Annotated in this window: 6 protein-coding genes; 3 read left to right on the top strand and 3 right to left on the bottom strand. The window is 58.7% G+C overall.

Annotated elements, in window-relative coordinates:
• The first annotated feature begins 259 nt into the window (after positions 1 to 259).
• The 3 genes from ACZYSM_RS23185 to ACZYSM_RS23175 all read left to right on the top strand — a co-directional run bounded on the left by ACZYSM_RS23185 (position 260) and on the right by ACZYSM_RS23175 (position 6,396).
• A complete protein-coding gene (locus ACZYSM_RS23185) occupies positions 260 to 2,272 on the top strand; it encodes a hypothetical protein (protein WP_489074984.1) in 2,013 nt (670 codons plus the stop codon).
• 249 nt (positions 2,273 to 2,521) lie between these two features.
• Positions 2,522 to 4,732 carry an autotransporter outer membrane beta-barrel domain-containing protein gene (locus tag ACZYSM_RS23180; RefSeq protein ID WP_489074982.1) on the top strand — a complete coding sequence of 737 codons (2,211 nt, stop codon included), beginning with the start codon at positions 2,522 to 2,524 and terminating at the stop codon, positions 4,730 to 4,732.
• 179 nt (positions 4,733 to 4,911) lie between these two features.
• On the top strand, positions 4,912 to 6,396 hold the full coding sequence (locus ACZYSM_RS23175; protein WP_489074980.1) for a hypothetical protein: 1,485 nt from the start codon (positions 4,912 to 4,914) through the stop codon (positions 6,394 to 6,396).
• Positions 6,397 to 6,517: 121 nt separating this feature from the next.
• Here ACZYSM_RS23175 and ACZYSM_RS23170 read toward each other — a convergent pair whose 3' ends face one another.
• The 3 genes from ACZYSM_RS23170 to ACZYSM_RS23160 form a co-directional block, all read right to left on the bottom strand.
• Positions 6,518 to 7,609: a fimbrial protein gene (locus ACZYSM_RS23170; RefSeq protein WP_489074978.1), complete on the bottom strand. Its 1,092-nt coding sequence runs from the start codon at positions 7,607 to 7,609 to the stop codon at positions 6,518 to 6,520.
• On the bottom strand, positions 7,606 to 10,143 hold the full coding sequence (locus ACZYSM_RS23165) for a fimbria/pilus outer membrane usher protein (protein ID WP_489074976.1): 2,538 nt from the start codon (positions 10,141 to 10,143) through the stop codon (positions 7,606 to 7,608). The genes ACZYSM_RS23170 and ACZYSM_RS23165 overlap by 4 nt, the downstream gene beginning before the upstream one ends.
• A gap of 323 nt (positions 10,144 to 10,466) precedes the next feature.
• Positions 10,467 to 14,107, bottom strand: a 3,641-nt coding sequence (locus tag ACZYSM_RS23160; RefSeq protein WP_489074974.1) for an RHS repeat-associated core domain-containing protein, incomplete at its 5' end; no start/stop codon positions are given.

The following is a 14,107-nucleotide window of genomic DNA, read 5'->3' as shown; positions in this document are numbered from 1 at the left end:
GGGGACAGTCGCTGCCTGTCCCCGAAAGCTGTTTGAGGTGCTGTACCGCGTGTTTTTACTCACTACTGTACAGGCAGCCACCTGTCAACTCTGACAGTATCGCGTTATTAAAATCCTGTGCTTAATGCGCTCAGGCCTCAGCGGCCGCGCAGAACGATGGGAAGCGTTGCGTAGTGCCCGGTGTTATCGCTCTGCTAGACAAACTTGATGGCTATTGACATCTCAATGGCTGAAACGGTGCTGATGGGAGAGCGATTACATGGCAAGTGCAAATGTCAAACTCAAGCGGCGAGAGGCGCACAGTGCTTATCAGAAAATGCGAACCGAATATCGGGCGGGGCTCGCCGAAAAACCAATAGAAATCAAACCAGAGGATTTCGCCGACGTTACTACCAACCTTCTCAAGGGCCCCAATCTGAAGACCGGGCTGAAGGTGTATATCCCTAAGTGGGATACCCTGCCGCCGCCAAATGTCCCGGAGACAATCGAGGTCTTGTTTGATCGTGGGAACGGCCGTTTTGACGTAGTCGCGAGTCATGAGTTTGTAGTACCGGCTGCCGGGAGCGACTTTCCGGAAGCCTTCCCGTACGTGATGCTCATCAACGCCAGCGACCTTCCGCAAGACGCTACGTGTCTTCTGAAATATCGCCATCACACCTACCAGGGTGATGAAATCGATTCTCCGGTAACGACGGTCATATGTGATCAACTACCACCTTATAAACACGGACTGCCGCAGGCGTTGACGTTTGCGGCGAACTACCTCGACGACAGCAACCTGCCCGCTGGTGGAGCGCTGAGCGCCACGATTCCCGGCTATCCGGACTGGCAAGACACTGACAAAATCGCTATTTATCTGGTCGACGCAGCCAATATTCCTGAGAATCCGACTGAAGCCGACCTGGTCTTCTTCGGCGCGGTTCCCGCACCGGGTGTCTCGGATACGGCTGTGGACATTGATGCCGACGGCATACGAGCTTTTGGAGATGCCGAGTGTGTCTTTCTCTATTTTTTGATCGACAAGGCGACGAACCTCAGCTCGGTCTCGGTCCACAAGAAAATGAGCCTCACCTTCGGGCCGCTGCCGAGCAATCTGCAACCGCCGGAAGTTCCTCAGGCTGATCCAGGACCGTTGGTGGTTGAGCATGCTCTGGCGGGTGTGAGTGTCTGGATCCCCAAATACGACAATCCAAAGCCCAATGACCGCATTCGATTGAAATGGGGCAATGCCATTCTGGATGACTATCCTGTTGGTCCAAATCCGCCTGCAAGAATTGAGATCCCCGTACTGCCTATTGCAACGCTGATCAATGAGTATGGAGAGAGCACCACTGGAGACAAGACAACTAACGTCAGCTATCAAGTCATTCGTAGTGGTCGGCCATTTGGTCCTGAAGCCACTGATATCGAAGCCAACTTCGAGGTCGCCATTCCGTGGCTGCCTTGGCCACCTATCGATTGGCCGACGCCGACACATCCGAGTTTATTGAAAGGCGAAGTCAAGAACTTCGATGACGCCAGGACCAATCAGCTGACACGGGCTGATAAGGACCAGGACGCGAAGTTTACGTTCACCTGGTACGACAAGGCGGTTAATGGCCACATCGTCGACTTCTTTTGGAATGGCGCCCGTGTCGTCGAGGCTCAGATTACCTTTGATGATTCGAACGCTGGGCATGTACCTGGTCTAGCGCAATCCGTTGACATCCTCTGGAAGTACATCAAGGACGGTGGTAACGGGATTGAAGTACCTGTGCACTACCAGGTTAGCCAAGCAGGTCTTCCGAATGAACTAAGTTCAGCGTCGACCCTGGTAGATGTCAACGCAATAAGTATTGAACTGCCAGCCCCAAGTTTTCCCACCATTACCGGACCTTACCCAGGTTGCTCAGCGTTGGAAGCTGATGGATCTCTCCCGGTCGCTATACCTGACCTTTCAACACTGCTGAAGGATGGAGACACAATAAGGGTCGTGTTCACGCCGATGAGAGGGGACGATTTAGGGTCTCCGGAAGATCCGATCGCAGGCGCGGAATTCGAGAAGACGTTTGAGTTAGGCACTGATGGTGAACTCACCGGCTTCACCTTCCCGGTGCAACCCTACACCACCCATATTCTGCCTCTTTATAACGAAAACCCGACGACTCGAAGAGGGCGCGCGAAAATCCAGTTCTTCTTTAATGACGGTACGGAAGAGATTGCATCGGCGCCTTTAACAACCCGCACCGCGTTTCACCAACCGAATGATCCGTGCGAGATCCCAAGGCCTTAGCTCAGTCTCCAGGGCCAGCACACGGGCGTTTGTCGCCCGTGTGTTCACACTGGTACTGACATCACCAAGGAATATCTGCATCGATTTTTCGTGCGACTGCGCAGAGCAAAATCGCACAAAGCAAAGGATAAGTCCTACATATCTTGAGGAAGAGGGTGCTTAGGATTGCCGCCCTTGCACGTTCAGGCCAGACCATAAGGTGTCGGGCAGAGCGGATTGCGAAACAACCTGTTTACCAAGGAGCTATCCATGCCCGTCAGCCAGTCATTTTCTGTAACGCCGCTCGCACGTTTTCTCCAGCTCGCCACGCTCACACCGTTGTTGTTGATCAGCCCGATGGGACTGGCGCAGACCTTGATCGCTGATGGCTCATCCAAAACCATCGATGCTTCCACCGCAGTTGACGATTACTTGCTAGAGAACGCCAGCAAGCTGACAGCCAACGGCGCCACTACCTCCCTGATTCGAGCAACCACGGGTTCGAATGTCGTGCTCAATGGCGCCCAAGTCGCTGCCAAGGGCACAAGCAACGGAGTCGATCTGTCCGCCAGTGAGGCGACTATTTCCAGCAACAGTAAAATCGTCAGTAGCCGAACCGGGTTGCGCCTGGCTCAAACGGTCAACGGAGCGTCCAAGGCGCTGGTCAGCGATAGCGAAATCAGTGGCGGTGCATTGGGTGCAATGCTCAGTTCGAGAAGCCAGTTGACGCTTGAGCGCTCCACTGTGAATGGTAGCAACGCAGATGGCATCGGTATCCGCAGCTTCGGCGGCAAAATTTCGGCCACCGACAGCACCATTGTGGGTGGGCTCAATGGTGTGAGCCTGTTCGCCGACCTCAACCTGTCCGCCGACAACGCGTTAATCCTGAATAAAACCCATGTCGAAGGGCTGAGTGATTCGGCGATCATCGTCGATGGCCAGACCCAGACCAACACCGAACGCGTGAACATCGAGGTCAACAACGGTTCTACCCTGGTGGGTGGTAACGGTACATTGCTGGAAGTTATCAACGGCTCTTCGGCGAATTTCAAGGCCGATAACAGCCATCTGATCGGCGATATCGTCGTGGCAGCTGGCAGCAGTGCCGATGTCGTGCTCGATAATTCCGCCACGTTGACCGGCCGCCTGGAAAATGTTCAGAACCTGGCAGTCAACAACGATGCCCGGTGGGTGATGGTCGGTGATGGCCAAGTATCGAACCTCACCCTGAACGGCGGTGCGATCCAGTTCGGCAACCCGACCGAGTTCTACAAATTGTCAGTCGGCAACCTGTCGGGCAACGGTACGTTCATCATGGGTGCGGACTTCTCCACCGGCCAGGTCGACACCCTGGACGTTACCGGTACTGCCACGGGCAATCACAGGGTTCTGATGAGCAGCAGCGGCACAGACCCGAGCGGTGCAGGTGCGATACCGGTCATCCACATCGCTGCCGGCGATGCCCGATTTTCGCTGTTGAACGGCCCGGTGGATCTGGGGGCTTACTCCTACGATTTGATCAAACAGGGCAACAACGACTGGTATCTCAATACGGCCTCGCGTGTCATTAGCCCCGGCACACAATCAGTACTGGCACTGTTCAATGCTGCGCCGACGGTCTGGTATGGCGAGCTCAGTACCTTGCGCAGCCGCATGGGCGAAGTGCGCATGGACGAAGGCAAGGCCGGTGGCTGGATGCGTGCCTATGGCAACAGGTTTGATGTCAGCGCCAGTTCCGGCGTGGGCTACCAACAAACCCAGCACGGCCTGTCGTTCGGTGCCGACGCTCCGCTGCCGATCGGTAATGGACAGTGGCTGGTCGGCCTGTTGGGTGGTTACAGCAAGTCCGATCTGGACCTGAGTCACGGCACCACTGGTACGGTCAACAGCTACTACGTCGGTGCCTACACCACCTGGCTGGATGACGAAAGCGGCTACTACTTCGACGGCGTGCTCAAGTTCAACCGCTTTCAGAATGAGTCCAAGGTACAGCTCAGCGACGGCAAACAAACCAAGGGCAGTTATGACGACAACGGTGTTGGCGCATCGCTTGAGTTCGGTCGCCACATCACGCTGGCCGACGACTATTTTGTCGAACCGTTCACCCAACTGTCGGGCGTGATCATTCAGGGCAAAGACTACGATCTGGATAACGGCCTGTCCGCCGAAGGCAACCGCACGCGCTCGTTGCTGGGCAAAGCCGGTGCGACTGCCGGGCGCAACTTCAACCTGGGCGAAGGCAAGGTGGTGCAGCCGTATCTGCGTGCCGCTTACGTACATGAGTTCGCCAACAACAACGAAGTGAAGGTCAACAACAATGTGTTCAACAACGACCTCTCGGGCTCCCGTGGCGAGCTGGGCGCGGGCGTGGCCATGACACTGACCGACAAGGTTTCGGTCCACGCCGATTTCGATTACAGCAACGGCGACAAGATTGAGCAGCCGTGGGGCGCCAACGTGGGTGTGCGTTATAGCTGGTAATCAAACGACCTGAGGCCGCTGCATGACTCTACGTATGTCCGTGATTATTGAGTGAGCTACCAGTTCTGACGCAGGTCAGATGCCGCGATACGAAGTCCAATGTTCTTTATTCGGCGCGAGGAAAAAGGGGCCGGGGTCACCGGCCATTTTTCCTCGCGCTTTCCTAAGGAGTCTTGTTCATGGTCAAGCCCAAAAGTATTCAAACCTCAAGCAGTCCCAGAGCTCTGCCTGAGCCCCGCGTGATCGGACTGATCGAAGATATTCCGGGCGGTGAGCCCAACCTGCTACCGGAAGCTGCGACACACGCTGACCTCAAGGTCTGGTTTGAACTGTGGGGGCACTCCGATCCGACGCTGGGTGAAGAGTCGGTTGAACTGTTCTTTGACGCAGTGTCGATTGATACCCGTTACTGGAGCGAACCTATTGAGGCTTCAGACCGATTTGTCACATTGCCCCAGCAGCGGCTACGGGGCAATGACGGACAGCATAGATTGTCTTACAAAGTGACTGCTTATAATGGTGAGTCGGATGATTCCCTGGAGCTGGTGATTACGCTCGATACAACTGCTCCACTGCTTGCGGCTTCCAGCCAATTGATCTTTCCTTCCGAAGTCCTGCCTCCCAACAAACTTACTGCAAGGTACCTGGAGACGGACGATCAGGTGCAGGCAAAGCTCCCGCCTTACACCGATCCCAAACCGGGGGACCGTATTATTTGGTACTGGGGACGAAGCCCGGGTGATTTTAATCAAGGTGGTGTTGTAGAGCTGGACCATCGAAACTATCTCGACCCGGTGATCATCACTGTTTCTGGTGACCTGATTCGTGATCGTGGCGATGGCTTGCGATATGTGAGTTATCGGGTCTGGGATCGCGCGGGTAATCAAAGCGTGTATTCCGAGTTCGTTGAACTGGATGTCGCCGCCACCCCAATCCCGCGAGTATTGCCCTGGCCTACCATCGAAAAGGCTGCCGGAAATGGGGAGCAGCAGACACTCGATCCGCTGGATGCTACGTCGGGAACGTTCGTGGAGATACCGGAGGCAGCGGTCATTTATCCGCAAGAGAGGGTTTGGGTACAATGGGGTGAACCCGATAGCGTGGGGGAATACCGAGCCCCCCAGCCGATCTCCCCGGGTTCACGCCGTTATCAAATTCCGATGAAATCGATTGCCGCGTATATCGGTAAGACCTTGCCGGTGTCTTATAGCGTCATCGACATCGACACGGTTGAATTGCCGTCCGATACCCGCATGCTGAATGTTCAAACCATACCCGCTGACCGATTCCCGACCGTTCAATGCCAGGGGCTTTCCGGTGGAAACCTGAGCCTCAGTACAGTTCCCTCTACAGGTGCGCAGTTAACACTAGCCAAATGGGTGTTAATGACAACTGACCAGTGGATCATGATCAATATGACGGGAATCGGCGCTTCGGGGGGAGAGTCTGTATTTCCCGCGATCGGAAAGCGTCAGGTTACTCAGCAGGAAACAGAATATGGTATCGGTCAGGGAGGAGGGGTAACGATACAAAAATCTTTTCTGAGTTCGCTGCGCAAGGGGTCTTTAACGGGGAAGGTCTACGTTAGTTTCGATGGCGGGAAGACATGGCCACCGCTTACGGCCCCCAATTTTCCGTTATTGCATTTGACGCTGATTGACTGAACGGTCTCATGCGCAGCAATTCTGGCCATTTCGCTGTAAGGGCCGGGGGCCGGGGGCCTGTTTGTACGTGAGGGGGAGGCCTCTGTGCGGCATCCACCTTGGTTGAGCGGCCCTCAATACCTCATTGATAGGTAATGGTGAAGTTCAGCGCACCTTTGGCTATCCCCGCGCGAATCTCGTCATTGGTACCGGTTTGATAGTAACGGGCGGTAAAAGGCAGTATGGCCGGCCCCGATGTTGGTAGCGTCAGGATCGGCACATCGTCGTCGAGCGCCACTGGTGTGTTGCCGTCGCCCATCAATACCTGAATGCCCACCCCTTCGGCGTCGGAGTCGCCAGTCAGGCTGAACAGCCCACGCAATGGATCGATAGACTGTGACCCGCCGGCTCCCTGCAGACGGATATGCGCGCGGGCGATACTGCCCGCGGGGTTGTCAGCGCAATTATCGAGATGTATCTGAAACGGCACAGGGGTGGTAGTGAAGCCCGGATGAGTGAAATCAGAGGTGTTCCAGTCTTCTCCCAGTGGCACCGGGTCGGCACTGGCCAGACGGCTGGAGACCGTGCACTGAGCTTGATGGATGGTTCCGGCCAGGTGGGCGGTGAATGCCAGGCCGACATCGGAGACTGTGGCAGAGATCATGGTCCGCGTATCGAACGACTGTGGGCCAGGTTCTATTGCGCCGATCTTGATCAGGGTAATTCGGCTGATCAGATTGGCCATTCTCAGATTGGCAGCGCCTGTGTGATGCTCCAGGTAACCCTCGAAAGGCACGACAGGCGAGCCAACGGGAATGAAGGCATTGCTGGCCCTGCCATCGAACGGGTGTTCCAGCCTGATCTTTATGCCCACGCCAGCCACGCTGGTTTTCAACACCTTTCCATCGTCCTGCAGCCCCGCGATAGGTGGCAGGTTCGCCCAATGCTGCGCAGCGTTAGCCATCACCTGGGCGGTCAAGCGCACGCTGCCATCATTGTCGCAGACCAGGGTCTGGCCTCGGCCGTTAGGGGAGGACCTGAAGGTGTCGATCCTGCCGATCGGGGTGCCGATGGGGGCGTCGTGCGGCACCCAAAGCGTGCCCATATCGATCGTGTAGGTCATGGGGCCGAAAATATCCCTGTCCCAGTAACACTGATTGGAGCCCGCGGCCAGGCATAGCGGGCTGACGGCGAGCAGGCCGAGGCTGGTAAATAAAGGTCGTAGCGAAATCATGCATCGTTTTCCTGAAGAGAGGGCGAGGTAGCGGGCAAGCGACAGGTCAGTGTTTGCAGGCGATAACCCTGGGCCTGCTCCATGGCGCCGGGGTCGACAGCCAGTTGGCAGTGTTGCTCGCCAAAGCGCACGTCCAGTGTTTGCACGTGTTCGTCGGTGGCGATCAGGGCTTGTCCGGCCTGCCCGACCACGCCAAGCACCTTGCCGTCGCGATCGCTGACCTGAGCGCCGAACGGCAACGGCGTGCCATCGGTCTGCAGCCCGGTGATGACCAACCGTGTCACTGAGCGGGCGCTGAAATTGGCTTTGACCACTGCACCACGACGTGGCACCACCTGTATCGTGCCGTTGTCGATTTCGACGTCGGGTCCCAATTGGTCGGTTTTCAGCGCCAACTGGTTGATCCGGTAGGGCCGCAACTGGGGAACCAGCGCGTAGCCGCGTGCGTTGGTAAGCACCGAGGTGGCGTTGGCGATGCCAATGCCAGGCGTGTCAGGAACCTCGACCAGGGCTGCGGTCTCGCCAAGATAAGGTCCAAGCTCGACGCCATCGGCATGCAGCAGCACGGCACCACTGGCGTTGAGTGACAGACTGCTGTAATCCCGCGCCTGGGTGTAACCGGCACCGAGTGCGGCAGAAGCGCTCTGGTAGCCCAGCGACAATGTGCCTGATTGCTGTCCTTCAGAGGCGTTGCTGAGCGACGCCTGATAGTTCAGGCGGCCCTGGTCGACACTGCCATTGAGGCTGGCGCGTTGCCGGTAGCGGCCCGCATCATTCTGGAAGTCGAAGGTGGCCGTGCTCGAGTGACCGATGTCCAGTGGCAGCGAGATGCTCAGACCCAGCAGACGGTCACCGCGATTCTGGTCGTTGAGTGACTGTGACGCGAACAGGTTGTAGCTCACGCCCCGGTACTGGGTATTGAATTGGAACTGGTACTGGCGGCGCTGGTAATTGCTGTTCCAGTAATCGTCCTGACTGAGGGTCAGACTTACGGTGCTGCGGCTCCCGATGTTCTGATACACCGAGGCCTCCAGCCGACTGCGGCGATTGCCGCGGTAGTTCGATGACCGACTGCGCTGGTTGACGGCTTCGTCGAAATCGCGGTAGCCCTCTGTGGAATAGCGATAGCCGGCGAAGCGCAAGTTGGTGCGGCTCTGAAAGGATTTACCGTAGCGGGCGGCGAAGCTGTTGCCGCTGACTTCGGTGGCCTGTGCCGAATTGATCTCGGCTCGGGACTGGGTCACGTCAAGAGACACGGCGCCCAGGCTGCCAAAGTCGCGGGCCGCGCCGAGGGTGGCTGCGCGGTAAAAGTCACTGCCCAGCAACCCACCGTAGATGGTGCTGTTCCAGCGGCTGCCGCGGGCCAGGGTGGCTTGCCACAGCGGTGGGGTGTCCAGGTGCTCGGCGCCGTTGTAGCGGCCCAGCGCTGCGCTGTAGCGCCAGACCCCATCGCGTAGCAAATTGCCAAGAGTCGCGTAAGGCTGGGTGTAGCGCCTGACCTGGCCGTCCGTCTCGGTCAACACCACCTCCAGTTCGCCGCTGCCGCCGGCGATGCCCAGGTCGTCGATTTCGTAGGGGCCGGGGCTGACGTAGGTGGAATAGATCGGGTAACCGTTCTGCAGTACTTCGAGCTTGGCCCGGGTCTGGGCTACACCGCGGATCACCGGCGCGTAGCCTTGCATCACATCCGGCAGCATGCCGAGGTCGGAGGCGACCAGCGCGCCTTTGAACGGCAGGCTGCGAAAAACATCACCGCTGGTGAAGGTCTCACCCAGCGTCAGGTTGGCATGGGTACCGGGCAGGTCGCGCTGGGCATAGGCGTAGGCGCGACTCCAGTCGCGCTTGCCTTGTTCGTCCTCACGCAACGACTGATTGCTGCGCAGGCGCCACGGGCCCAGGTTCAGGCCGCTGTTCAGGTACAGGTCCTGGCTGTAGCTCGAACCCCGACCGCGCCCCGAGTTCTGTTGGGCCGAGGCCTGGTAGCTGACGAAGGCGGCGTTGATGCCGTGGTCCCAGCGGGTCGGGTCGACATAACCTGCGACATCTCGGCGCATGGCAATCTGCGGGATGGAGATCGAGAGCAGCAACTGGCTACTGTCGAAGCTGGCCTGGGCGCCCGGCACCAGTGCGGCAAGGTCGACACACGCCTGCTGCAAGCGCTCGGGCTCTGCCAGGCTGTCGCGCTTGAGGCCCATCTCTTCCAGCAGTGCGCCAGACAGGCAGGGCACCAGGCCGTCCGGGCCGTGGGCGAATTCGATTTCGCGTTGATCGAAGGGTGTCAGGTTGATCTGGATCTCGACCCGGTAGCGGCCAGGAGCCAGGTCGTTGTCGGCCTTGAGGGTGCTCAGGGCCAGGGCGCCGGCATCGGCCGACTGGCCGGGGCCCTGGCGCATGAAGCCGGACTGGAATTGGAGGGGTTCGCTGGCCAGCGCAGGTTTGATCGCGGCCATCAACAACCCGCTGCCGCCGAGAGCGAACAAGCGGGCAAGGCGCAGGTGCGACGGCAACTGTCGGCGCCCCAAAAGGTGATTCATGGGTATTTTCCTGGCGACAAGAGACCGTGTCCGATAAACGATGTGAGGGCCGATATCGGGCAGGCCGGGCTGGCGGTGGGCCGGGTTTGAATTGGGTTGAGCGTGTGCAGGCAGGCACGAGCGTTAATCGAGGAACACGCTGGTGCTGAGGTGCGACGGGGAAGGTTACGGGGCGGGGCCAGACAGGTATGTAGGACGTGTCTGTAGGATGTAATGGAATCGGCTACAGAGTTCGGAAGGCTGAATGTTTGGGTCGTGGGAATGAGCGGATGAAAAAACTCCCGCAGCGTGAGCTACGGGAGTCAGGTGTAGTGGAATTTTGATCAGTTTGCGATAGGCCTTATGAGTACTCGCGGATCAGTACCTTCATACTTGAATTTGCCATTCCCTAGATCACGCCAATCCGTCCCCCACCCTCCGGTTCTCGGTTGGGGGGCTGCGGGCGGTGGCGGGGCCGCTGACACAGTTGAGTTGCCAACAATTGGAGGGCGTGATGAGGTGCTTGAACCAGAGTCGCTCGAGTAATCCACATCGGGGATGGATGGTTGGCGAACGGGATTTTCAGCGGCACGAATGTTGCCACCTGTACCTCCTCCATTGCTAGTTGAACTTACTGTACGTGCGCCTCCATTGCTAGTTGAACTTGCTGTGCGTGCGCCTCCGTTCGCAAAAAACTCTTTCCCGAATTTCTGGGTAGTTACAATCAATTTGGCATTTGCCGCTGCATTTGCCGCTTTGCGCGCGGCCTCAGCGGCCCTTGCCGCAACTATCCCATAACCAGAAAGTAACCCACCGACTGCACCTATTCCATAACCAACTTGGGTGAACGTGTCGTTTTCCGTGAGTGTGCCATACACTTGTAACCCCAGCCCCGCGACCTGAAGCCCTACCCCGACAACGGCAGCCACATAAGCTGCGGTTAAAACCGGAGTGAGCGGTGCCAACGCCACCGCAGAGATCACCAGAAACAGTGCCGCCAGGCCTATGCCGATCCATTGACCTATGCCTATGCCGGGCTTCTTGGGCTGCTCGATCGGATCGATATAACCCGGATCAGGATCCCGACGCGGCGCAACGGCCTGGGCACGATGCCCGCTGGGGTCGCGCCAGGCGATCGGGTTACCCCGGCAATAGCCGTAAGGGTTGAGCCCGCCGGCACCGAACGGGCTGAATGAGTCCGGACTGTGGAAGCGCATCAGCCCCGGGTTGTAAGCGCGGTAACCACGGCCCAGCAGGTACCAGCCAATGACGGCTTCGCGCACTTCCCCGGCAAATGCCAGTAACCCCTTCAGGCCATTGTCTTCGCGGCGCTCGCCATAGGCGCTGTAGGTGGCTTCATGCAGCCCGTCGGCGCGGCTTTCGCCGATCACGCTGTTGGCGGCATCGGTCAGCAGCAGCATGCCTTGATTGGGGACGTCCGGTATCTGCTGGCCCAGTGCGCGATCGCCGTCGTACAGAAACTGGGTCAGCAGGTCGTCCTGCAAGGTGTAGCTGAGCTGGTAGCCCTGGTAGAAACGCAGGGCTTCAGGACCGCTGCCGTGGCGTACACCCACCAGGTGGTCATGGCCGTCATAGCGGTAGTTGATCAGTGACTGGGTATCGTCAGCGCTGCGTACCTCCAGCAAGCGACCCAATACGTCATAGCGCAGCCGTCGACCTTGTTCATCGTTGAGCTGATGGCCGTCAGCGTCATAGTCAAAGGTTTGCAGCTCGGGATACGCCGAATGGCTATGGCTGACTTCCCGCAATTGGCATCTGTCATGTTCGTCATAGGTGAAGCGTGCGCTGTCACTGCTGCCATCGGCAAAACGGCTGTTGCAGCGTTCGATGTTGTCCAGGGCGTCGAAGCGAAACACCTGCTCGGTGATGGCATTGCCATAACGATCGGTCGGCAATGCTTCGCCAGCGCAGCTGTGTCGGGTCAGGCGGTTGCGTGTGTCGTACTCGAAGTGCTCCTCCAGTAGCATTTGACCGGCCTTTTCCAGGCGCCGGCTGCGCAACTGATCATCGTCCTGCCAGACCTGGGTCAATACTCTGGCCGCTTCGCCTTCCACCTGCAGGGTTCGTCTGATTTCGCGGCCGTGTTCATCGTATTCCAGCTCTGTGACCAGGCGCTGATCGTTGTCCAGGTTGGCGCTGGTGCTGCGTTCGAGAAGGCCGTCAAGGTTGTAGCCGAACTCGGCTTGAAGACCACCCTGGATGACCTGGGCCAGCCTGCCCGCTGAGTCATATTGGTACTGCGTCGGCGTGGCGCCGTGGTCCTCGCGGCGCAGTTGCCGGCCTTGCAGGGAGGTGTGGTGAAGCGTCTGTTGATCGACGCCGTTGCTGTCTTGCCAACGCTCGGAGGCCAGGTAGCCTTCCAGCGTGTACTCATAGTCGCGTTGGCCCTGATCGTTGATGGCCTGGGTAATGGCGGCACTCAACGGGTCATACGCATAGCTGGACTCGGGGGCCCCGGCCACCGTGATGGCGGTCGGTTCCTGGGTCAGCGGCAGATTGTAGCGATAGGTCAGCGTCCGATTGCCGGGGGTGATCCGCTGGTGAGGCTGCATCTGCCCATCTTTGTAGCGATAGACCTCGCTGCGTGGACCAACGGTGCGCTCGGTCAGGCGCTCGAGGTCGTCAAACTTCTGTGTGCCGGGCACTACCGCGGGTTGCGTAGTGTTACTGGGAGTGACCTGCAAGCGGGTGGGTAATTCACTGATGCTGAAGTCGGCAAAGCTGCGCTCGACCTCGTCTTCGTTCGGCAGCACAGTGCGCAACATGCGGCCCCAGACATCGTACACGTACTGGGTGGTGCGCTGCAGGTTCTGCACCGTGGCGCCCTGCGGGTTCCTCAGTGTTTCGACCTCGCGGACGCAGTTGCCATGACCATCGTAGATGTAGTCCAGGCTGCCCGCCGCATTACCCTGGGAATCCAGGCGCCGGACCTTGTCGGGTTTTTCGAAAAGGTTGTAATGGGTCTCGCTGCACTGTGTACGCACATCGGGCCGTTGCGCATGCTCCTGCCATGTGCGAATGATTGGGCCGTTGTCGCCGAAGGGCCACAGCTCGCTGATCCGGGCCACGCCATCGGGACCTGTGACCCGGTATACCTCGCCCCAATCGTCATAGTCGAAATGGCTGATCAAGGGCAGGGGCGCCTGGTTCAGCCAGTCGCAGGCGGTCTCGCTGGCCTTGCGCCCCAAGGCGTCATGCAGGGCGGTATACGTCTGGCGCCAGATGCGCTCGCCGGTTTTGCTGTCCAGTTGCTGACGCTGTTCTTCAATGACCCGATTGCCCCCGTCGAACAGGGTCCGGGTCTGGACACCCTTGATATCGGTCAGCACCTGCTCGGCTTGCTGGCCGTCTTCCGAGGTCAGGCGATAGGTGAAACTGCGGCAGGCTTCGACAGGCGTGCCCAGGGCCACGCGTTCTTCCAGCAATCGGCCCAGGGCGTCATGCAGGTAGGTGGTTTTTACGCCATCGACATCTTCTCGTAGCACGGTTTCGCCGTTGAAACGGGAGGCTTGTGACATTGTGACCTGTTGGCTGCCGTTGTAGCCGGTCAGGGTTTCGACGGTCTGGTGCAGCGTTCTGGCCCCGAGTTCTCCGTCGACCTGGCTATAGCGCCAGCTGACGGAGGCGGTTTTTCCTTTGCCGTCCTTGTCATAGAGGGTCTCTTCCTGGCGATCGGGGCGACCGTGCAGGAAGGGTTTGTCCGGCATGTCGAGATAGTGGCGGCGGGTGTTCTGCAACGTAATCCCGGTGGCGTCCACAATCTGTACCAGGTCTTCGTTGCCCACCGCCAGGAAGCCCCTGTCGAGGCTGTTTGCCAGCGGCGGCAGCTCCACATAGCGGTACAGCGTGCGCAGCACCGGCGCCTGGCCTTCATGGCCCTCGGCCGGGTGCACCGTTTTACTGCGCAGGTTGCGCACAAAACCCTGCGGGTCGGCGGGGCAGCCATCGCCACCGGTGGCCGGGT

The organism is Pseudomonas sp. F220, assembly GCF_057813935.1.
Note: the sequence above shows the minus strand (reverse complement) of the source record. Positions and strands in the feature narration are given on the sequence as shown.